The sequence below is a fragment of the Deinococcus aetherius genome (assembly GCF_025997855.1).
In the GTDB taxonomy this organism is placed as follows: Bacteria; Deinococcota; Deinococci; order Deinococcales; family Deinococcaceae; genus Deinococcus; species Deinococcus aetherius.
This window is the reverse complement of sequence record NZ_AP026560.1, coordinates 682,944-703,669: the sequence shown is the minus strand read 5'-3', so window position 1 is coordinate 703,669 and position 20,726 is coordinate 682,944. Positions and strand designations below refer to the sequence as shown.

Genomic DNA, 20,726 nt, shown 5'->3' with positions numbered 1-20,726 from the left:
GGGCCCCGGCGCGTGCTGGGGCCCCTTCGTTTCTGGGGCACTGCGGGGAGCCCCGGGCCACCACGAGAGTTCGGGTTGTGTTGGACGCGCTTACCGCTCGCCGTCCACGCGGCCGCGCTGCAAAACCCGCTCGATGAACCCGGCTTTGTGCGCCGTGTACTCGTCGCGCAGTTCGGCGTCCTCGCGCAAGGCATCGCGGAAGACGAGGTAAGCCCGCCAATGAGGATGACTGATCGGCAGCAGGTGGAAGTAGTGCGTACGCGCCTCGTCGCCGCCCTTCGCGAAGAAGGCTTCGCCGTTGCCCACCCGGTCACCCATGAAGGTGTAGCCGATCCCGGCGAGAGGTTCGACGCACAGCGCCGTCGCGCCCGCGTCACGCACGGCAACGGCGAGGTCGAGGATCGGTTTGGCGATCAGGCCGGGAACGCTCGTGCTGCCGACGTGTTGGATATCGGTGGCGAGCGGCCCGAGGGCGTGTTGCACACGAACGTGTTCCTCGTCGAACAGCGCCGGGTAGTCGGGCGAGGAGGGCCGGAGTTCGACGGTACCGCGCTTGAGGCCGAGCGTCATGCCGCGAGTGTAGAGTTCAGGCCCGAGACCTCCTTCAGTTCGTGGACCGCCCTGCGCGCAGACCCATCCGGCACCAGCGTGTCGCCCCGCATGAACCAGGTAAGCGACGTGGTCTTTTCCTGCACGCTCCGGGCGTCGCGGGCCAGGCATCCCTCCTCGTCGGCGAAGGTCAGGCGGTACTGCCGGAGTTGCACGGTGAGGTCCGCACGCCCGTCGCCGTCCACATCCCGCCGGGACCAGTCCCCGAGCCACGCGAAGTTCACCGCGTCCTGCGTTTTCTGGCAATTCAGGTTCCGCGTCGGCAGCAGCGGCTTTCTGTACGTCCGCTTTCCACCTACAGCGACAAAATCGAGGCTCAAGCCGGGGCCGGGCAGGAAGATCGTGTTGCCCCGGCAGGCGAGCACGTCCCGCCCGTCCACACCACGCAATTTCAGGCACTCGCGCGGCGTGATCCCGGGCGTCCGGTGAACCACGTTCCAGCGGTTGCCCAGGCGGCGAAAGAGGGTCACGCCCTCGCAACGGTCGCTCTCGGCGGCACACTGAGTCACGAGGGCCTCGCGGGCGTTCGCCTTTGCGAAGCTGCCGTACACGACCAGCGTGGACACGAGCCTGTCGTAGAACACGAGGGAACCGACCGTTCGTGGCGTGCAGGTGGACCCCGGCCGGGCCGCGCAGTACGCCTGCGCGAAGACCCGCTGCTCGTGGGGGTCGGGAACGCGGCTGTCCACCTCTCCGGGGCCGGCAGGTTCTCGCCAGGAGGTGCCGGAGGCGAGGGCTTGACCGGCGGCGACGCCGAGGAGGGCAAGGACAAGGACTGGTCTGCAGGACATGGGGCTCCGGGACAAAGGTAGCCTTGGGGCGTGACGACGGGCTGATCCGGCAGCGGTCGCCACGACAAGCGGAGGGCGCGGGTTGTTCGCCCTCGCGGGACGGCGTTCTCAGCAGGGGTCGGCGAGGTACTGGTACTCCCGGCCCACGGTCCAGTTGCCGCTGGCGATGTCGCACCCGGTACGGGTGGGGTCACGCCCGCGCAGGCCGAAGACATCCCCCTGAATCAGCGCCACATGGAGGTGGACGCCAGTCGAGACGCCCGTGTTGCCGACCGTGCCGAGGGGCTGGCCCTCGTACAACGCCTTTCCGGCGGCCATGCCGTAGGTGCCCGGGCTGCCGGTGACGAGGTGGCAGTAGTACGTGTCGGCGGTCGTCGTGGTGTGGTCGACCACGACGTACACGCCGCACCCGCTGGAGTAGACGTTCTTGACCACCCCGCTGGCGATGGAGCGGGCGGCCATCGTCGTGCCCTGCGGGCGGGGCGCGAAGTCGAGGCCCAGGCCCCAGGAGCTTCCGCCCGCGTACCCCGAGCCGTGGAAGGACTGGCTGAGCGCCACGGTCCCGGCAATCGGAAGGCGCCCGACGACCCCGAGGTCCTGCACCTTGAACGGTCTCTCGACGGCCTCAGACAGGCGGGGGGTGCGTCCCGGCGTCTCCACGAGGCGCCCCTGTGAGTCGAAGCTCGGGGAGGGGAGGCCTCCCGTGCCCCGGATGGGAACCTTGACGAGGGAGGGGCCCGCGCCTTGCGCCCCCACTCGGCTCGTCAGGTTCATGAGGTACAGCGCGTTGGTGTGGGTGATGGTGCCCAACCCCTCGTCGTACCGGATGGTGTAGCCCCGGAAGGCGAGCTGGCGACCGTCGGGGGAAACCGTCAGCGTCTTGCCCTCCGCCTCCGTCAGCCCGTGTTCGAGGGCTGTCTGGCGGGTCAGGATCGGCGTCGCCGCCCCGCTTTCCGTGTCGATGGCATATAGGGTCCAGTCCCCGCCCGCGTTGACCACGGTGTAGGCGGTGCGCCCATCGGGTGAGAATGCGCCGCCGTCCGCGTAGAACGACTCGCCGAACCGGGCGGGCGGCGTGAGCAGGCGGGAGGCTCCCGTCTGCCTGTCTTGCAGGTAGAGGCGACCATCGGGAACCCGCGCCCGGTCCTGCCCTATCAGGGTGCTGCCCGAAACCAGATGGGCCCGTGGAGTCTCCGCGAAGACGTAGTACGGCGTGAGGGCTTCCCGGCCGGGCTGTTGAACGCTGGCGTCGTGTTCCACAGTCGATTGGGCAGGCGGCAGCGGTCCGCAGGCAGCGAGCGCGGCGGTGAGGGTGAACACGACAGGCGGGATGAACGCACGGCGCATGAGGAGGCTCCTTGCGGGGAAAAGGTGTGGATTGTTCCCGGACGCCTTTAAGGTAGCTTCATCTTTGCTGACGCACCGCGAGGTTTTCGACACCTCCGCCCGCCAGATGCCGAACGACCTCGAGCATCGGGCGGCCTTCCTGTGGGCACCATCTTTGAGAGCAGCCTTCAGGGCTCCTCGCGGAAGGGCGAGGCGGATTCCCAGCCTCCCCGCCCACGGGGCCAGGCGGGCGTTAAGCCTCCCTAAGCCCCGTTGCCGCCCACCACCCCGCCCGAGTCCCTAGCGTGTGGGAGAGCCTTCATCCTCTTCCACCCGAAAGGACCCTCCCATGACCCAGTCCCCCGCCCTCGACGCCGTGCGTCCCCCCGCTCCCCCCGTCTCGACCTTCGGCGGCACCCAGGTCCTGCGCCCCGACGTGGTGCGGGTACGGCTGCCGATGGTGAACGTCTACCTGCTGGGCCAGCCGGGGGAGCCGTGGGTGCTGGTGGACGCGGGCATGGTGGGAACCGCCGGGCTGATCCGCGCGGCGGCGGAGCGTCATCACCGGGGGCGGGCGCCCGAGGCCATTGTCCTGACCCACGGGCACCTCGACCACATCGGGGCGCTGCACGAGCTGCTCCGCGAGTGGCAGGTGCCGGTGTACGCCCACCCGCTGGAACTGCCCTATCTCACGGGCGAGCACCCCTACCCCTTCCCCGATCCCACGGTGGGCGGCGTGATGAGCGCGCTGTCCCCGGCCTTCGTCCCCGGGCCCTTCGACTTCCGGCCCCACGTCCAGGCGCTCCCGGGGGACGGCTCGGTTCCCCACCTTCCCGGCTGGCGCTGGCTCCACACGCCGGGGCACACGGTCGGACACGTGTCGCTCTGGCGGGAGAACGACCGTGCGCTGGTCGTGGGGGACGCCTTCGTGACCACCAAGCAGGAGACGGTGACGGGGGCGCTGGCCTCGAAGCCCACCATCGTCCACGGCCCGCCCGCGTACTACACGCCCAACTGGGACGCGGCGCGCGACTCCATGCGGACGCTGGCGAACCTCGACCCCGACCTTGCCGCGACCGGGCACGGGCACCCCATGTTCGGGCCGGAGATGGCAATAGAGCTTCACCGACTCGCCCGCAACTTCGACGAGGCGGTGCGGCCCGTGCGGGGTTGGTACCTGGACCACCCGGTGCCCATCACCCGGCCGAGCGGCACGTCGTCGGCCCCCGACTCACGCGGAAGGCTGCTGCTGTACGCCCTGGCGGGGGCCGGGCTGGTGCTGCTGCTGCGGCGTTCGAGCCGCTGACGGAGGAAGGACGCGGCTCCCGGGTGGGCCGCGTTCGTCTTGTGGGGGCGCCTTTACCCCCGTCAGGGGCAGAGGGTTGAGGGGGTTGACAAGGGCGCACCTGACCACTCCGTCCGTGAGGGTTCTGTCAGAGTTCACTCCCTACACTCCGGGACGTGAGCACAGGTCAGCTTTCCGCGCGAATCCCCCGGACCGCCCCGGCGCGGTCACCGGGGACACTGCGCACCCAGTTCACGCTGGTGATCTTCCTGCTGGCGTTCCTGCCGAACCTGGTGCTCACCCTCAGCGCGCGGCCCGACCTGCCCTCCGGCACACTGCTGGCCTGGATGGCTCTCGTGGCGGCGCCCTGCGGCCTGGTCGGCTACCTCCTGAGCGGCGCCCTCCTGCGCCCGCTCAGCCGCCTGGAGGCGGAGGTGCAGCGGGGCGACTTCGCGCGGCCCCACCGCGACGACCCCGCCGAGATCCGCGCGCTGCGGGACGCTTTCGCGGAGTTGCTGGACCGGCTGGGCACCGAGCAGGGCCGCAGAGGCGCCTTCATGGCGACCCTCGTCCACGACCTCAAGACGCCCCTGATCGCCACCGGGCACCTCACCCGCACCATGACCGAGCACGCCCTCACCGACGCCGAGCGGCGCGAGGTGGGTGAACACCTCCTCGCCGAGAACGCGCGGCTCCTCGCCCTCGTCGGCCAGATGGCGGACGCGCACCGCTACGAGCGCGAGGACGTGCGGGTGCAGGCCCGGCCCACCCCGCTCCGTCCGGTGCTCGACGGGGTGGCCCGTCGCCTCCTGTCCCGGGCGCAGTCGCGCGGCCTCTGCCTCACGGTCAGCGGGACGGGCACCGCCCACGCCGACGCGGGCGCCCTGGAGCGGGCCGTCACCAACCTCGCCGACAACGCCCTGCGCTACGCCCGCACCCGGGTGGAACTCGCCGTCACCCCGGCCGGGGTGGAGGTGCGCGATGACGGCCCCGGCCTGAGCGCACCCCTGACCGAACTCGCGCAGCCCTTCAACGCGCAACCCGTCACCATCGCCGGGCAGCAGTACACCGCCGGGACCGCCGGGCTGGGCCTCTTTATCGCCCGGCGGGTCGCGGAGGCGCACGGCGGCTCCCTGACCTACGACCGCGTCCCCCTGCCGCTGGGCCCCGAACCCACCGACCTCCCCGAGCGTGACGAGCCCCGTCACGACGTTCCCGACACCGTCCACTCGACCCTCACCCTGCACCTGCCGGAGGTAACGCCATGAGACTCGTGATTGCCGATGACCACCCCCTCTTCCGCATGGGCCTGAAGTACGCGCTGCTGCACCAGGGCTTCGACGTGGTGGCCGAGGCCGCCGACGGCCTGCGCGCCCTGGAGGCCTGCCGCACGTGGCAGCCCGACGCCGCCCTGCTCGACGTGAAGATGCCCGGCATGACCGGCATCGAGGTCTGCGACCGCCTGCGCCAGACCAACCCGCAGGTCGTCAGCGTCCTGATCACCACCTTCGCCGAGCCCGCCATCGTGCAGGCCGCCCGCGCCGCCGGGGCTCGCGGCTACGTCAGCAAGGAGTCCGACCCCGAAAGCCTCGCCCGCCAACTGCGCGACATCGTGGCGCACCCCGAGGTAGACCGCCTGCCCCACGTGGACGTGCCGCGCCTGACCCCCCGCGAGTCGGACGTGCTGCCGCTGCTCGCCCAGGGTTACAGCAACAAGGAGATCGCCAAGAACCTGCGAGTCAGCCCCGACACCATCAAGGACCACCTCGCCCGCCTGTACGCCAAGCTGGAGGCCCGCGACCGGACGGAAGCGGTGAGCCGCGCACGCAGCATCGGGCTGCTGCATTGAGGGGCGAGAGCGTTGAGGAGGACGGGGGGCGGCCAGCGGGCTTGCCCCCTCACTCTATTGGATTGGGCAGTGCCCGGCAGTTCCTCTCAGGGTGCCAGAAGGGTCACACCCAGCCGCCCAAAATCCGCGTCGAAGGTCGCCACGCTCATGCCCCCACGTCGCGCAAGTTCGGCCAGGTAAGCGTCGGCGAAATCGACGTTGTGGCGGGCCATGCTGGTCAGCGCGTCGCCGACCACCCCCTCCTGCCCCGTGGTCACCCCACCCAGGGCCATAACCTGTTGCAGAGCGCTGGCAATGACCGGGAGGGGATGTTTATAGAAAGACTTCAACACCCACACGCACTCTGCGACCGTCAGCGGGGTCAGGATCAGACGCACTTCTCCGCGCTCGGCCCGCTCGAACAACATCCGGGCACGGTCGGCAAGGGGCTTGGGATCACCCGTCAGGTATCGCAGCAAGATGTTGGCATCGAGCAGGGCGGCGGACACCGGGGCAGTCGGGGTGCGCATCAGCGAAGGCGGTGCTTCCGGGCGAGTGCTTCGGCGACGGCAGCACGTTCCGCTTCTTCGCCCTCGTACGCGACGGCACCGCGCAGGATGCCCTGAAGGGACGCGGCACGCGGTTTACGGACGACCCGGGCATGAAAGCCGTCCTCCGTCGCCTCGATGACAAGCTGATCACCCTGCTCCAGCCCCAGGGCGGTTCGAACCTCCTGCGGAATGGTAATTCGTCCCTTACTGGTTAAGGTTGTCCTTGCCATCTCGGCTCTCCTTACTGCCAAGGATAGCAAGACCGGGCTAGTGGATAACCACAGACATAGCTAGGCCTAATTTTGGGACGGATATTGGCGGCTTAATTTCACTCGTGCCTTGTCTGTATTGAATTGCCAGCTCACCTTAACTGACCGAGCATTTCGATCCGCTTCCCAGGCTTTGACTTCATTGTTGAGTTCCTCAAAGGTTGCCAACCGTCTTCTCAAGCACTGTCGCTCCAAAACTGACCATTCCATTTCCGCCATGTTCAACCAGGAAGCGTGCTTCGGCGTGTAGACCCATTCAAACCGCCTCTTCAAGGCGTTTGCTTCGTCGGGCGGGAGGTGCTGGTACAACGAGGACGGCGTGTGCGTGGACAGTTGGTCCAGCACCAGGCGAATTGTCTTCGCCTCGGGGTAGCGCAAGTGGAGAGCCTGCATTTGTGCCACGAACTCCTCGCTGCTGCGACGTTCGGTCACGGTGACTGTCCGCTGCCCGGTCAAGGGTTCAAAAGCAATGAAGAGATTGGCCGTTCCACAACGCCTGTACTCGTAGTCCACCCGTGCCGGGTGTCCCGGCACGGGTGGAAGCGGTTCAGTGATGTGCGCCAACAATTGATAGGACTTCTCGTCGAAGCAGACCACGGGGTACAGTGGATCATACGGCTCAGCGTACGTGTCCAGCACCTCTTCCATGCGCCAGACGAAATCAGCGCCGACTTTGGCGATGCACCAACTCTGGACTTGCCAGGGCTTCAAGTCGTTTTTTTCAGTGTTCGCCGGATCGTCTCATCACTGATGCTTTCCACTACGCCCAGCGTCACCAAACGATCTGCAAGGAGTTGCATGGTCCACTTGGCTTGCCCATCTGGACCTCCTGAACAGGCTTCTGCAATCAGGATTGCTGTCTCCTTAGGACCCAGTTTTGACGGCGGTTTCGGACGAGCCTTCTCGTACAAGGCGGCTTGCAGCCCACCTTGGGTGTATTTCTTCCGAATGCTGGCGACCGTCAAATGACTGATGTCCAGCCGCTCGGCCACGTCATCATCCTTCAACTGTTGGTCAGCCAGAAGCAAGAGACGTGCGCGGGTCATGACCCGCGCACTGATCACGCCCTTTCGCGTCATGTCGGTAAGTTGACGACGCTCCTCATCGCTGAGCGTCACGACAAACTGCTTCCGCCGTCCCATACCCTCATCTTAGACCTTCTCTTGTCCGTGGTCGACCACTAGGGTCTTAACAGCAGCGGGACTCGAATATTGTTTTCCCGCCGTTCGTAGTACAGCTAGCCTATGCGTTCCTCGTCACGCCAGGCCCCCTGTACCCTCTCCCCATGACCACCTCCTCCCCCTTTCGGCTCTCCCGGCGTGCCCTGAGCCTCAAGCCCTCCTCCACGGTGGCGGTCTCGTCCCGGGCGCTGGAGCTTCGCCGGGCGGGTGTGGACGTGATCAGCATGAGCGTGGGCGAGCCCGACTTCGACACGCCGCCCCACATCAAGGCCGCCGCCGTACGGGCCATCGAGGAGGGGAAGACGAAGTACACCGCCGTGAGCGGCGTGGCCGAACTGCGCGAGGCGATCAGCGCCAAGTTCGCCCGTGAGAACGGCCTGACTTATGCCCCCGACGCCGTGACCGTCACGAGCGGGGGCAAACAGGCCCTCTTCAACGCCTTTTTCGCGCTGCTGAACCTGGGGGACGAGGTGCTGATCCCCGCGCCGTACTGGGTGAGCTACCCGGAGATGGTCGCGCTGACGGGGGCGGTGCCCGTCGCCGTGCCCACGACCCCGGAGTCCGGCTTCCTGCTCGACCCGGGGGAGGTAGAGGCGCGGGTGACTCCCCGCACCCGCATGATCATTCTGAACAGCCCCGGCAACCCGACGGGGGCCGTGTTCCCGCCGAGCGTGCTGGAGGCGGTCGCGCGGATCGCGCAGCGGCACGACCTCATGATCGTGACGGACGAGATGTACGAGCATCTGGTGTACGACGCCACGCAAATCAGCATCGGGCGGTACGCGCCGGAGCACACGCTGACGGTAAACGGGGCGAGCAAGGCGTACGCGATGACGGGGTGGCGCATCGGCTACGCGGGCGGGCCGAAGAGCGTGATCACGGCGATGAACGCCATCCAGTCGCAGAGCACGAGCAACGCGAGCAGCGTCTCGCAGTACGCTGCCCTCGCCGCCCTGACCCAATACGAGGAGACGGCGCGGTTCATCGAGATGGCGCGGCAGGCCTACCGCGAGCGGCGGGACCGGATCGTGGCCGGGCTGAACACGCTGGGCCTCCCGACCCCCACACCCCAGGGCGCCTTCTACGTGATGACGGACACCAGCCGGATTCACCCCGACGAACTGGAAGCCGCCCGCATCCTCCTCGACGAGGCGCGCGTCGCCGTGGTGCCGGGGACCGACTTCGCCGCGCCGGGGCAGGTGCGCCTGAGCTACGCGACGGGCATGGAGCAGATCGAGGAGGTGCTGCGCCGGGTGGGTGAGGTGATGGGCTGAACAAGTATGGGAACTCGACTCACTTTTCCGCCGTACCTTGAAGCATGACGAATGCTGAGGGCAGCTACAGCCTCCGAGACTTCCTGGCCCAGACCGCCGAGCGCGACAATCCCGGCGACGTGTTCGAGCTGGAGAGCAGCAAGATGCTCGAAGTGAAGGTGAACGGGCGCATCTGGAGCAAGCTCGGCGCGATGGTGGCCTACAAGGGCAACCTGAGCTTCAAGCGCGAGGGCACCCTGGAGGGCGGGCTGATGAAGGCCCTCAAACGTGCGGTGAGCCAGGAGATGAGTCCCCTCGCCAAGATCGAGGGCCGGGGGGTGGCGTACCTCGCCGACCAGGGCAAGGAGATCACCGTCCTGCGTCTGGCGGGCGACAGCCTGAACGTGAACGGCAACGACCTCCTCGCCTTCGAGGACAGCGTGAACTACGACATCACCATCCAGCGCCGAGCGGCGGGGATGGCGGCGGGCGGACTTTTCAGCGTGCGGCTTCAGGGAAGCGGCCTCGTCGCCATCCTCAGCCACGGCAAGCCGCTGACCCTGCGGGTGACGAACAGCGAGCCTATATTTACCGACCCCAACGCGACGGTCGCCTGGAGCGGCAACCTCCAGCCCCAGTTGCGGATGGACGCCTCCCTACGCTCCATCTTCGGGCGCGGCGGCGGCGAGACGTACCAGATGGTCTTCCAGGGCGACGGCTTCGTGGTCGTACAGCCCTACGAGGAGTTCGAGCAGGGCCTGGGCGGCGACGAGAGCCACGGCGGCGGAGGCGTCGGGCGGGCTTTGGGGGATCTGTTTGACTGAGACGAGGTCAGTGGGAAGTGGTGAGTGGTGAGTGGGAGGCAACTGCCACGATCCACTCACCCAGGCACTACACTCCCCCGGATGAATCTGGTCGTCATGGCAACGGGAGGCACGGGGGGCCACATCTACCCGGCGGTCGCCACCGCACGAGAGCTGATGGCGCGCGGGCACGAGGCGCTGATCCTCGGGCAGCGGGGCGGGATGGAGGAGCGGGTGGCGCGGGAGCAGGGCCTGGGCTTTCAGGGGGTGGAGGCCGGGAAGCTCGCCCGCAGCGGGCAGGGGCGCCCCGACCCCCGCGAACTCCTCCGGGCCGCGCGGGGACTGAGGGAGGCGCGTTCCTTCCTGCGGGAGAAGCGGCCCGGCGCCGTCGTGGGCTTCGGCGGCTTCGCCAGCCTGCCCGGCGTGCTGGGGGCGCAGAGCCTGGGCCTCCCCACCGTCCTGCACGAGCAGAACGCGCGCCTGGGCCTGACCCAGCGGCTCGCGGCGGGGCGGGCGCGGGCGGTCGGCACGGCCTACCCGCGCGTGATCGGCCTGCCAGGGCGCAAGGCCACCCTGGTCGGGATGCCCGTGCGGGAGGAGCGGCTGCCCCGGTCGGAGGCGCTGGCGAGGCTGGGCCTCCAGGAGGGACCGCTGACGATCCTCGTGATGGGCGGCTCGCAGGGGTCGTTGGCGCTCAACGGCGCCGTGCCAGACACGCTACGGCACGTCCTGGGGGTGGAGGGCCTGCTGCCGGAGGGCGGCGCCGTGCAGGTGATCCACTCTACCGGGCCGCGCTGGCTCTCCGACGTGGTGCCGCGCGTGCGCGACCTGCCGTGGTATCAGCCGGTGGGCTTCGTGGACGCGGTGGCGGCGTGGTCGGCGGCGGACCTGGCGATCACCCGGGCGGGCACGGGCACGCTCGCGGAGGCAGCCTTCCACGGGGTGCCGCTCGTGATGGTGCCGCTGCCCGAGTCGGCAGAGAACCATCAGCTTCACAACGCCCTCAGCGTGCAGGAGGCGGGGGCGGGGCGGGTGGTCGAACAGGCGAGGTTGGAGGAGGCGCTGGGCGGGGCGGTGCTAGAGTGTGCCTCGCCAGACAAGCGCGCCGCGATGCGGGAGGCAGCCCTCGCGCGCTCCCCGGCGGGCGCGGCGGGGCGCTTCGCCGACCTCGTGGAGCGGTTCTTGCATTGAAATCTCGTTTTCTGGTTTTCCAGGTTTGTGACGCTCTTCCCGGACCCTCACCATGACTGACTCCCCCCCTTTCCCCTCCGCCGCTCCCGCCGACCCGCCCTCTCCCCCACCTTCCCACTATCACCTGATGGGCATCGGTGGCATCGGAGTAAGCGCCTTCGCGCGGCTGCTCGCGGCACGCGGGGTGCGGGTCAGCGGCTGCGACGCGTCCTCCTCCGAACTCACCGAGCAACTGGAGCGGGAGGGCATTCCGGTCGCGGTCGGGCACAGCCCCACTCATGTGAGCGGCGTGGACGTGCTGATCGCGTCGGAGGCGGTGCCCAAGGATCACCCCGAACTCGTGGCGGCGCGGGCGGCGGGGGTGGAGGTCCGTCCACGCATGAGCCTGCTGGACGAACTGTTGCGGGCGGGGCCCTCGGTCGGGGTGATCGGCACCCACGGCAAGACCACGACGACCTCGATGATCGCCGTCGCCATGCAGGGGGCGGGGCTCGACCCGGCGGCCTTCGTGGGCGGCATCGTGCCCGAGTTCGGCAGCAACGCGCGGATGGGTCATGGGCCCTTCGTCGCCGAGGTGGACGAGTCCGACCGGGGATTCGGGAACCTTCAGTGCGAGACCGCCGTGTTCACGAACGCGGAGGACGACCACGTCGGCGGCAACCAGGCGACCTATTGGGAGACGGTCGAGGAGCAGCACGCGGCCTTCGCCCGGTTCGTGGGGCACGCCCGCCAGGTGCTCTACTGCGCCGACTGGCCGGGATTGAATGGGCTTTGCGCCGGGGCAGCCGAGCGGCTGAGCTACGGGCAGGCGGGGGGGGCCGACTACCGCGCCGTGGACCTCCACCCGGACGCGGAGGGAACGACCTTTACGGTGGAGTACCGGGGCGAGGTGCTGGGCGAGGCACGGGTGTCGCTGCCCGGCACCCACAACGTTCTCAACGCCCTCGCCGCGCTGGCCGTGACCCACCTGTACGGGGGCGACTTCGGGAAGGCGGCGGCGGCGCTGGCCTCCTTCCGGGGACCGGGGCGGCGCTGGCAGCGGGTGGGGCAGCTCAACGGGGCGCTGGTGATCGACGACTACGCGCATAACGCCACCAAGGTCGCGGCGGCGGTGCAGGCGGCGCGGCAGACCGGGCGGCGGGTGCGGGTGGTCTTCCAGCCCCACCGTTACCTCCGCACCCAGCAGTCCTGGCCCCGCCTCGCCGACGCGCTGATGGGGGCGGACGAGGTGCTGATCCTCGATATCGCGGCGGCGTCCGAACAACCCATCCCCGGCATCCACGCCACGCTCGTCAGCGACCGGATGGCGCAGGGTGGGCACGGGGGCGTGCGTTACCTCCCCGACCGCGCCGAGGTCGTCCGTTACCTGCGCGAGACGGCCTCGGGTGGGGACATCATCGTGACGATGGGCGCCGGGGACGTGTGGAAGCTCTCGCGGGAACTCGCGGGGGTGGGGGCGTGACCCTCACCCAGCCCAGCCGCACGGGTGCCCGCGTCGAGCGGCTGCCCCTCGCCCGCTTCACGACCCTGGGGGTGGGCGGCGAGGCCGAGGTGTGGTTCGTCTCGGACCACGACCAGCTCGCCGAGGCGATGGAGGCCCCCTACCGCATTCTGGGCGGCGGCAGCAACCTCGTGATCGCCGACGAGGGGGTGCCCGAGCGGGTCATCCGCCTGACGGGGCCCTTCGCGGAGACCGACCTGACGCCCGACCCGGGGCTGAGCGACGGGGAAACCGTGGTGACGGGTTGGGTGGGCGGCGGCGTCCCCCTCCCCGGCCTGATCCGCAGGCTCCAGAAGCTCGGCCTCTCGAACCTGGAGGGCACGGTCGGCATCCCCGCGCAGGTCGGCGGCGCCGTGTGGATGAACGCGGGCACGCGCTACGGCGAGACGTTCGACGGGCTGCACACGCTGGAGATCGTGACGCCGGGGAGCAGGCGGCAGGTCACGCCGGACGACCTCGACTGGGGTTACCGGGCGAGCGGCATCCCCAGAAACCACATCGTCGCGCGGGTGCGGCTCAAGCTGCGCCGCAGCACCCCGGAAGAGGTGCAGGCGAGGATGGAGTTCGCCGACTCCGCACGCAAGGGCCAGCCCAAGATGAAGACGCCGGGCTGCGCCTTCAAGAACCCGGGGGGCGTGTCGGCGGGCAGGCTGATCGACGAGGCGGGGCTGAAGGGCACGCGGGTCGGGAACGCGATGATCGCGCCCGAGCACGCCAACTTCATCGTAAACCTGGGGGGAGCGAACAGCGCGGACGTCCACGCGCTGCTCGGGATCATCCGAGAGCGGGTGGGCGTGCCGCTGGAACTGGAGTACGAGCTGTGGCCGGAAGAGGGCTGAGCCGGGTGGAAGGAACGCGCGGGCCGGGGCAGTCGTGCCCTTCGACCGGCAGGGGCGCATGCGCACGCAGGACCCGGGCCGTTTCGGTGGCAGGATAGACTCCGTGATCGACTCCGATCCCCGTTTCCGTAACCGCCGTGTCCCTCCTGGCCCGGCGGCAGAAGCCGCCCCCCCACCTCCTCCCCAGGAGTCCGCCCCCGTCTCCGCCTTCGGGGCCCGGGAGCGGGCCCGTCGGCGCCGCCGCCTGTGGGCCAGCCTCGCCCTCGTGCTGGTCGTCGGCGCCCTCGTTGGCCTCTGGTTCGCCCTGCCCGTCCGCACGGTGACGGTCAGCGGCAACGCCCGGATGAGCGAGGCGCGGGTGCGGGAACTCGCGGGCCTGACCCCCGGCTTCTCGTGGGCGTACTACGGCACGTGGCGGGCGCGGGGCCTGGGGGCGAGCCCCTGGGTGCAGACGGCGCAGGTGACCCGCCGCTTCCCGGACACGGTCGAGATTCACCTGACCGAGCGGGTGCCCTTCGCCCGCTGGCAGAGGCCGGACGGCGGGGTCGTGGCGGTCGCGGAGGACGGAACGGTGCTGCCTGGAGCCGGGGACGTCTCGCGGCTCCCCCTGCTGGGGGGGTGGGGGCCGGACCGGCTGGAGGACGCCCTGTTCGTCGCCCGGTCACTGGGGCGTTACAATGTTCAGTCGGTTGCATACACGCCGTCCGGCGTCACGGCCAAAACCGCTGGCGGGACGGTGTGGAGCGGCGACCCCAACACCCTGCTGAAATATGCTGGGGCCATAGCGAAGTACCCCGGCAAGCAAATTCACATCTACCCCTGGGGGGTGAGCGTCCAGGAATGAAGGACAACCCGATCATCGTGGGGCTGGACATCGGCACCACCAAAATCACCACCGTCATCGGCGAGGTCGCGCCGAACGGCACTGTGGACATCATCGGCGAGGGCACCGTGGCGAGCGAGGGCATGAAGCGCGGCTCGGTCGTCAACCTGGAGCGGGCCACCCACGCCATCCGCCAGTCCGTGCAGATCGCCGAGCGGGTGAGCGGCGTGCGGGTGGGGAGCGTCTTCGTGTCCGTCGCCGGGAATCACGCCAAGGCGATCACCAGCCACGGCCTCGCCGCGATCCGCCGTAACCAGGAGATCACCCAGGCCGACGTGGACCGCGCCATCGAGAACGCCCGCGCGGTGCCCCTCGACCCCAACCTCGAAATCCTGCACACCCTGCCGCAGGAGTACGTCGTGGACGGCCAGGAAGGCATCAAGAGTCCGGTCGGGATGCACGGGGTGCGGCTGGAGGTCGATGTCCACATCGTCGCCGGGACCGCCGGGCCGCTGCTCAACCTGCGGCGCTGCGTGCAGGAGGCGGGCGTCCGGGTCGAGGGCTTCGTCCTCCAGGCGCTCGCCTCGGGCCTCGCCACGCTGGAGGCCGCCGAGCAGGCACATACGGTCATCGTGATCGACCTGGGCGGCGGGACGACCGACGTGAGCGTCTTCAAGCGCGGCAACCTGGCCCACTCGGCGTGCATCCCCATCGGGGGCGAGCACGTCACCGCCGACCTCTCGCAGATCCTCAAGCTGCCCACCGAGGAGGCCGAGAACGTCAAGCGCAAGTACGGGGCCGCCATCCCCGAACTCGCCGACCCCGACCTGACGCTGGAGATCACCACTGCGTCGGGAAGCACCCACGCGATCAGCGCCTTCGAGCTGTCGAGGATCATCAAGCCCCGCCTCGCCGAGATCTTCGGGATGGTCCGCGACGAGATCGACCAGGCGCTCGGGCCGGTGGAACTCGTCGCGCAGGGGGTGGTGCTCACGGGAGGGGCGAGCCTGCTGCGGGGCACGACCGAACTCGCCCGCGACCGCTTCCGGCTGCCGGTGCGGCTGGGGCGCCCGCGCGGGATCGGGGGCCTGACCGACATCGTGAGCGGGCCCGCGCACTCGGCGGGGGTCGGCCTCGTGTTGTACGGGATCGGGCAGGACGGGAAGGTGCCGACCTCCGTCTTCCAGGAGGAGGCCAAGCCCACGGCCCCCACGCCCGCCGCGCCGAATACCCAGAAGGGTGAGGTGGCGACCTCGACCGCCGTGGTCACCCCGGCGCCTCCCAAGAAGGAGAAGGCCAAGCCCAAGGAGGGCGCGAGCCTGATGGACCGGCTGCGCAACGTCTTCAAAGACTGGATGTGACGCCCAGTTCGGGGTCCCGGCCCGGCCTCCGCCCCGCCCAAGCTCGGCGGCGGGCAGGGCGGGCGGGGCTGCGTTACACTACTGCGCGTGCAAGCGGCGCCCGGGAGGGGAGGGCCGCACCTAAGGAGACATGATGCAAGCGGCCAGAATTCGGGTGATTGGCTTGGGCGGGGCGGGCAACAACGCCGTGAACCGCATGATTGAATCGGGACTCGAAGGCGTCGAGTTCATCGCCGGGAACACCGACGCGCAGGTGCTCGCCAAGAGCCACGCCGAGGTGCGGATTCAACTCGGCGACCGCCTGACGCGTGGCCTGGGAGCGGGTGCGGACCCCGACGTGGGCGAGAAGGCCGCCATCGAGGACCGCGAGCGCATCAAGGAGTACCTCGACGGTACCGACATGCTCTTCATCACGGCGGGGATGGGCGGCGGCACCGGCACGGGCAGTGCCCCCGTCGTCGCCGAGATCGCCCGCGAGATGGGCATCCTGACGGTCGCCATCGTGACCCGGCCCTTCAAGTTCGAGGGGCCCAAGCGGCTGCGGGTGGCGGAGGACGGCATCGGCAAGCTCTCCGAGCGGGTGGACGGCATGATCGTGGTGAACAACGAGAAGTTGCTCACCGCCGTGGACAAGAAGGTGTCCTTCCGCGAGGCCTTCCTGATCGCCGACCGGGTGCTGTACTACGGGGTCAAGGGCATCAGCGACGTGATCAACGTCGAGGGCATGATCAACCTCGACTTCGCCGACGTGCGCAACCTCCTCGCCAACTCGGGCACGGTCCTGATGGGCATCGGGGCCGGGCGCGGCGAGAAGGTCTCGGAGGAGGCGGCGATGAGCGCCATCCACTCGCCGCTGCTGGAGCGCGGCATCGAGGGGGCCCGCCGCATCCTGGTGAACGTGACGGGCGGCTACGACCTGAGCATGACGGACGCCAACGAGATCGTCGAGAAGATCCGGCAGGCGACCGGCTTCGAGGACCCCGACATCCTCTTCGGCATCACGCCCGACGAGGCGGCGGGGGACGAGGTGCGCGTGACCGTGATCGCCACCGGCTTCAACGAGGCGCCCTTCCCGGCGGGGTTGGGATTGGGCACCGGCCACGGGCGCGGCACGAGCATCGACACCATCGTGCGGCCCGTACGCGGCCAGGCGGCGAGCAGCTACGACCCCAAGGACTACGACATCCCCGCCTTCCTGCGCAACGTCGGGCGGGACTGAACAGGGGTTAGCCGTTAAAGGAAAGGGGCCGGGGCGGGATGCCTGCGGCCCCTTTTCTTCCTCTGCCCTCGGGGTCGTTCGCGCACGTCCGCTCAGTTGGGATGCTTTGAGGAACAAGCCCTCAACTTGTCCGGCTGCTGCGGTCACATGTCAGGAACGGAGTTCGAGTCGCACCGTCACCTCATCGCCCTCTTCGAGGTGTTCTGCCTTTCGCACACTCGCCTTGACGGGCACGAGGTAGCGGCCTTCTTTTGGAAACAAGGACGTCCTGTACTCCGTTTCGCCGATCCATACGTTGACCGGAAGCATTCCCCAGCCGTACGTGACGAACTTCGACGCGGCTTGCAGCACGGCGCACTCTTCTGCCGGAACGGTGACGAAGTACCAAGGAGCCGGGCCAACCCAGTGCCAAAGCTCACCGCTGAACTCAAGCCTGATCACCTGTAGCGTCCACTCCTCCGTCAGAAATCAGGCCCCAGAAATCTTCGGACGCCAGCGAGTTGCGGCCCGGGGATACGCCGACCTCCTGACGTCCCAAGGCTAATGGCAGTTGCCGTCAGTTCCTGACGTGTTCGGCAGCCCCCGGGAAATCGGGAAGAGGCCTCCCCTCAGACGCTCAGCGTCTTCGCGCAGCGGTAGAGGTCGCGGTTCACGTCCTTGCGCTTCTCCCAGGTCTCCGGGAGAGGCGTGAAGCCGATTTCGCCGTTCTGCCGCCCCACCATCACGTCGCTGTGTCCGTCCATCAGGGCGTAGACGGCAGCCTCGCCCAGGCGGCTCGCCAGCACCCGGTCGCTGCTGACGGGCGTGCCGCCGCGCTGGATGTGGCCCAGGATGCTGACCCGCGTCTCCAGGCCGGTGCCCGCCTCGATGGCTTGAGCGACGCCCAGCGCCCCGCCGGGAAAGCCCTCCGCCACGATGATGATGGAGCTGGCCTTGCCCTTCGACACGCTCTCCTGCACGATCTCGACGATGCCGTCTACCGGCTTGGGATCTTCGGGGATAAAGACTTCCTCGGCGCCCCCCGCCACCGCCACGTCGAGCGCGATGTGCCCGGCGTGGCGGCCCATCACCTCGATCACGAAGATGCGCTCGTGCGAGGCGCCGGTGTCGCGCAGCTTGTCCACCGCGTCGAGCGCGGTCTCGACCGCCGTGAAGTAGCCGATGGTGTGGTCGGTGCCGTACAGGTCGTTGTCGATGGTGCCGGGCAGGCCGACCACCGGAATCCCGTGTTCCTGCTGGAGGAAGTGCCCGCCGTGAAAACTGCCGTCGCCGCCGATCACGATCAACCCGTCCACCCCCCAGTCGCGCAGGTATTGCGCGCCGCGTGCCCGGCCCTCCGGGGTGCGCCAGGTGTGCGAGCGTGCGGTCAGGAGGATAGTGCCGCCGCGCTGGATGATGTTCGCCACGTCGCGCGCCCCGATCAGGCGCATATCCCCCCGGTGCAGGCCGGAAAAGCCCCGCCGCACCCCCACGACCTCGATGCCGTGGTGGGTCGCCGTGCGCACCACCGCGCGAATCGCCGCGTTCATGCCCGGCGCGTCCCCCCCGCTGGTGAGGACGGCGACGCGCCTGACGCCCCTGGGATTGGGGTGGTCGAGGACGGGGGCGATGTTGGTCTCGTTCTGGCTGGCTTCGTTGGGGCTGGTCTCGGTCACGGAACTCCTCGGGGAAGGTGTGGGGGCGTCAGGCGCCTTGCGTCACCCGCAGGGCCAGGGCGTAAGCGTCATTCTTACGCAAACCCCGGGCGATGAGCAATTCCCGGATGTCTCGGGCGCTCCTGCCCTCGGCGGCCCAGCCCCGCGCCAGGGCCGTATGGTCGGGCACCTCCTCACCGGGGGCCGCCTCCCCCGCCGGGCGCCCCGCCACGACGACCACGATCTCCCCGCGCACCTCCCCCGCAAAGTGGGAGGCGAGGCCCTCCAGCGTTCCGCGCGCCGTCTCCTCGAAGCGTTTGGAGAGTTCACGGGTCACGCTCGCCTGCCGCGTGGGGCCGCACACCTCCGCAAGGTCGTTCAGGGTGTCGGTGAGGCGGTGCGGGCTCTCGTACAGCACGGTCGTCTCGGCTCGGGCGGCGACGGCGGCGAGGCGTTCGCGGCGCTCCCTGCCGGAGCGGGGCAGGAAGCCCTCGAAGGTGAAACGGGCGTTCGGGAGACCGGACAGGACCAGGGCGGGGACGAAGGCCGTGGGACCGGGCAGCACCTCGACCGGGATACCTGCCGTGATGGCCGCCCGCACGAGTTCCGCGCCCGGGTCGCTGATCCCCGGCGTGCCCGCGTCGGTCACGTAGGCAAGGCGGGGGTGTTCTTCCAGCACGGCGGGAGCCCGGTACATGGTGTGGGCGTCGAGCCGCACGAGGGGTTTGCTCACCCCCAGATGCGTGAGGAGCGCCCCGGTGCGCCGCGTGTCCTCGCAGGCCACGGCGTCCGCGCCGCGCAGCACCTCCACCGCCCGGAGGGTGATGTCCCCGAGGTTGCCCACCGGGGTCGGCACGAGCCAGACGTGGGGGGCGGGAGCCTCGGCGGTCACGGGGGGCCACCGGGAGTCGCCAGCGGCCAGTCGCCAGTCGCCAGGAGGAACCGCTGACGGCTGACGGCTGACGGCTGCCCGCTCCTAATCATTCCCCCCGTCGCCCACCCCGCCTACCAGCGCCGCCTCGGCGACCAGGCCGGGGGTCGGCTTGAGGCGCACCCGTACCTTGCGGGGGCGTTTGAGGGCGCTGGTGATGCGCGCCCGCAGCAACTCCGCCTCACCGACGGTGACGGTGACGACCGTGCCTTCCGGCAGCCTCGTTCCGATCAGGACGACCACGCCGTCCTCCACGATGCCCTTGTACGCCCTCATGCTTCTCTCCCCTGCGCGCGGCGCTGACGCCGCTCCGCGTTCGACAAGGCTTCTCTCAAGGCCACGATCTCCCCCTCCCGCGCACCACCCAGCCGCGCGTACCGGTCGATCACCTCCGCCGCCTCCCGCCGCCGGTCGAGCCGCAGCAGGACCATGCCGAGGTGTTCCCCCTGCACAAAATACGCCCGGGGATTGTCCGGCTCCGCCGCGACCTGCGCCCGCGCCCGCGCCAGCCGCTCCAGCGTGACCGCGTGGCGGCCCACCTGCCAGCGCACGAGGTAGGCCGCGAGCGCGAAGGTCAGCAGCGCCCCGAGCGCCGAGGCCGTGTAGACCTCCGGCACGCCGAGTTGCGCGCCCAGGCGCACCGTCAGCGGAAAACAGAACGCCAGCACGACGAGCACGGCCAGGGTCGCCGCGTAGTTCAAGGTTCCTCCCGGTGGGGGGGGACACGCGACCGGAAGCCCATGGCGCCAGTGTAGCGGGAGGGCCAGGCAGGCGACCTTGATCTCTCGTTGCCTGTGCCCACGCCCTATCCTGCCCCCCATGCGCCTGCACCTGATCACCGTCGGCGACCCCCGTCTCGCCTACGCCCGCGCCGGGTGGGACGAGTACGAGCGGCGGCTGCGGCGCTACCACAAGGTGCAGGTCACCCGCGTCGCGGGCAAGACACGGACGCAGGAGTCGGAGGCCGTGGCCCGGGCGGCGGGCCGCGCCCCCCTGGTCCTCCTCGACCCGCGCGGGCGTCAGTTCACGAGCGAGGGCCTGAGCGCCTACCTCGACGCTCAGGCCCTCGGCGGCATCGGGGAACTCGCCTTCGTGGTCGGGGGCCCGGAGGGGCACACCGACGAATTGCGCGCCTCGGCCCACGGGCTCTGGAGCCTGTCCCAGCTCACCCTGCCGCACGACCTGGCGATGGTGGTGATGGCGGAGGCGCTCTACCGCGCGGCGACGATCAGCGCGGGGGAGCCGTACCACCGGGGGGGGTAAGTGGGAAGTGGTCAGTGGTGAGTGGGAAAAGATCGAGTCCACACCCCAGTGACCACGAACCACTTCCC

The 20,726-nt window shown here is 69.5% G+C and carries 23 protein-coding genes; 12 read left to right on the top strand and 11 right to left on the bottom strand.

Annotated features, from left to right (window positions below; genetic code table 11):
* Positions 1–90: 90 nt before the first annotated feature.
* The 3 genes from DAETH_RS03695 to DAETH_RS03685 all read right to left on the bottom strand — a co-directional run bounded on the left by DAETH_RS03695 (position 91) and on the right by DAETH_RS03685 (position 2,747).
* Positions 91–570, bottom strand: coding sequence for a GrpB family protein (locus DAETH_RS03695; protein ID WP_264776575.1), 480 nt, complete (start codon positions 568–570; stop codon positions 91–93).
* Positions 567–1,400, bottom strand: coding sequence for a hypothetical protein (locus DAETH_RS03690; protein ID WP_264776574.1), 834 nt, complete (start codon positions 1,398–1,400; stop codon positions 567–569). The genes DAETH_RS03695 and DAETH_RS03690 overlap by 4 nt, the downstream gene beginning before the upstream one ends.
* 108 nt (positions 1,401–1,508) lie before the next feature.
* Positions 1,509–2,747, bottom strand: coding sequence for a M23 family metallopeptidase (locus DAETH_RS03685; protein ID WP_264776573.1), 1,239 nt, complete (start codon positions 2,745–2,747; stop codon positions 1,509–1,511).
* A gap of 328 nt (positions 2,748–3,075) precedes the next feature.
* Here DAETH_RS03685 and DAETH_RS03680 point away from each other — a divergent pair, with 328 nt between their 5' ends.
* The 3 genes from DAETH_RS03680 (at position 3,076) to DAETH_RS03670 (ending at position 5,860) form a co-directional block, all read left to right on the top strand.
* Positions 3,076–4,032: an MBL fold metallo-hydrolase gene (locus tag DAETH_RS03680; RefSeq protein WP_264776572.1), complete on the top strand. Its 957-nt coding sequence runs from the start codon at positions 3,076–3,078 to the stop codon at positions 4,030–4,032.
* A gap of 155 nt (positions 4,033–4,187) precedes the next feature.
* Complete coding sequence (locus DAETH_RS03675) at positions 4,188–5,279, top strand: sensor histidine kinase (RefSeq protein WP_264776571.1); 1,092 nt, start codon at positions 4,188–4,190, stop codon at positions 5,277–5,279.
* On the top strand, positions 5,276–5,860 hold the full coding sequence (locus DAETH_RS03670; protein WP_264776570.1) for a response regulator transcription factor: 585 nt from the start codon (positions 5,276–5,278) through the stop codon (positions 5,858–5,860). The genes DAETH_RS03675 and DAETH_RS03670 overlap by 4 nt, the downstream gene beginning before the upstream one ends.
* An 86-nt stretch (positions 5,861–5,946) precedes the next feature.
* On the opposite strand, the gene DAETH_RS03665 is transcribed toward DAETH_RS03670, so the two are convergent.
* From DAETH_RS03665 to DAETH_RS03655, 3 genes are all read right to left on the bottom strand, one after another.
* Positions 5,947–6,369 (bottom strand): PIN domain-containing protein, encoded by a 423-nt coding sequence (locus DAETH_RS03665; protein ID WP_264776569.1) that lies wholly within the window; start codon positions 6,367–6,369, stop codon positions 5,947–5,949.
* Positions 6,369–6,620, bottom strand: coding sequence for an AbrB/MazE/SpoVT family DNA-binding domain-containing protein (locus tag DAETH_RS03660; protein ID WP_264776568.1), 252 nt, complete (start codon positions 6,618–6,620; stop codon positions 6,369–6,371). Before DAETH_RS03660 ends, DAETH_RS03665 begins: the two co-directional genes overlap by 1 nt.
* A gap of 66 nt (positions 6,621–6,686) precedes the next feature.
* Positions 6,687–7,801 (bottom strand): IS630 family transposase gene (locus tag DAETH_RS03655; RefSeq protein WP_264775521.1). Its coding sequence is split into 2 segments (ribosomal slippage): positions 6,687–7,384 and positions 7,384–7,801, totalling 1,116 coding nucleotides; the frame shifts between segments, so codons are not numbered across the junction.
* A gap of 143 nt (positions 7,802–7,944) precedes the next feature.
* On the opposite strand from DAETH_RS03655, the gene DAETH_RS03650 reads away from it, so the two are divergent.
* The 8 genes from DAETH_RS03650 to ftsZ all read left to right on the top strand — a co-directional run bounded on the left by DAETH_RS03650 (position 7,945) and on the right by ftsZ (position 16,830).
* Positions 7,945–9,114 (top strand): pyridoxal phosphate-dependent aminotransferase, encoded by a 1,170-nt coding sequence (locus tag DAETH_RS03650; protein WP_264776567.1) that lies wholly within the window; start codon positions 7,945–7,947, stop codon positions 9,112–9,114.
* 44 nt (positions 9,115–9,158) lie between these two features.
* On the top strand, positions 9,159–9,917 hold the full coding sequence (locus tag DAETH_RS03645; protein ID WP_264776566.1) for an AIM24 family protein: 759 nt from the start codon (positions 9,159–9,161) through the stop codon (positions 9,915–9,917).
* 81 nt (positions 9,918–9,998) lie between these two features.
* A complete protein-coding gene (murG, locus tag DAETH_RS03640) occupies positions 9,999–11,087 on the top strand; it encodes an undecaprenyldiphospho-muramoylpentapeptide beta-N-acetylglucosaminyltransferase (protein WP_264776565.1) in 1,089 nt (362 codons plus the stop codon).
* A gap of 52 nt (positions 11,088–11,139) precedes the next feature.
* Positions 11,140–12,549: a UDP-N-acetylmuramate--L-alanine ligase gene (murC, locus tag DAETH_RS03635; RefSeq protein WP_264776564.1), complete on the top strand. Its 1,410-nt coding sequence runs from the start codon at positions 11,140–11,142 to the stop codon at positions 12,547–12,549.
* Positions 12,546–13,427 carry a UDP-N-acetylmuramate dehydrogenase gene (locus tag DAETH_RS03630; RefSeq protein WP_264776563.1) on the top strand — a complete coding sequence of 294 codons (882 nt, stop codon included), beginning with the start codon at positions 12,546–12,548 and terminating at the stop codon, positions 13,425–13,427. The genes murC and DAETH_RS03630 overlap by 4 nt, the downstream gene beginning before the upstream one ends.
* Positions 13,428–13,530: 103 nt before the next feature.
* Complete coding sequence (locus DAETH_RS03625; protein WP_264776562.1) at positions 13,531–14,271, top strand: cell division protein FtsQ/DivIB; 741 nt, start codon at positions 13,531–13,533, stop codon at positions 14,269–14,271.
* Complete coding sequence (ftsA, locus tag DAETH_RS03620; RefSeq protein ID WP_264776561.1) at positions 14,268–15,611, top strand: cell division protein FtsA; 1,344 nt, start codon at positions 14,268–14,270, stop codon at positions 15,609–15,611. Before DAETH_RS03625 ends, ftsA begins: the two co-directional genes overlap by 4 nt.
* A gap of 133 nt (positions 15,612–15,744) precedes the next feature.
* Positions 15,745–16,830, top strand: coding sequence for a cell division protein FtsZ (gene ftsZ / locus DAETH_RS03615; RefSeq protein WP_264777387.1), 1,086 nt, complete (start codon positions 15,745–15,747; stop codon positions 16,828–16,830).
* A gap of 150 nt (positions 16,831–16,980) precedes the next feature.
* Here ftsZ and DAETH_RS03610 read toward each other — a convergent pair whose 3' ends face one another.
* The 5 genes from DAETH_RS03610 to DAETH_RS03590 form a co-directional block, all read right to left on the bottom strand.
* Positions 16,981–17,271, bottom strand: coding sequence for a DUF1905 domain-containing protein (locus DAETH_RS03610; RefSeq protein WP_264776560.1), 291 nt, complete (start codon positions 17,269–17,271; stop codon positions 16,981–16,983).
* A gap of 167 nt (positions 17,272–17,438) precedes the next feature.
* Positions 17,439–18,440, bottom strand: coding sequence for a 6-phosphofructokinase (gene pfkA / locus DAETH_RS03605; protein WP_264777386.1), 1,002 nt, complete (start codon positions 18,438–18,440; stop codon positions 17,439–17,441).
* 73 nt (positions 18,441–18,513) lie between these two features.
* A complete protein-coding gene (gene rsmI / locus DAETH_RS03600; RefSeq protein ID WP_264776559.1) occupies positions 18,514–19,356 on the bottom strand; it encodes a 16S rRNA (cytidine(1402)-2'-O)-methyltransferase in 843 nt (280 codons plus the stop codon).
* An 84-nt stretch (positions 19,357–19,440) separates the two neighbouring features.
* Positions 19,441–19,671, bottom strand: coding sequence for a hypothetical protein (locus DAETH_RS03595; RefSeq protein WP_264776558.1), 231 nt, complete (start codon positions 19,669–19,671; stop codon positions 19,441–19,443).
* Complete coding sequence (locus DAETH_RS03590; protein ID WP_264776557.1) at positions 19,668–20,096, bottom strand: hypothetical protein; 429 nt, start codon at positions 20,094–20,096, stop codon at positions 19,668–19,670. Before DAETH_RS03590 ends, DAETH_RS03595 begins: the two co-directional genes overlap by 4 nt.
* 118 nt (positions 20,097–20,214) lie before the next feature.
* On the opposite strand from DAETH_RS03590, the gene DAETH_RS03585 reads away from it, so the two are divergent.
* Positions 20,215–20,658: a 23S rRNA (pseudouridine(1915)-N(3))-methyltransferase RlmH gene (locus DAETH_RS03585; RefSeq protein ID WP_264776556.1), complete on the top strand. Its 444-nt coding sequence runs from the start codon at positions 20,215–20,217 to the stop codon at positions 20,656–20,658.
* Positions 20,659–20,726 lie beyond the last annotated feature (68 nt).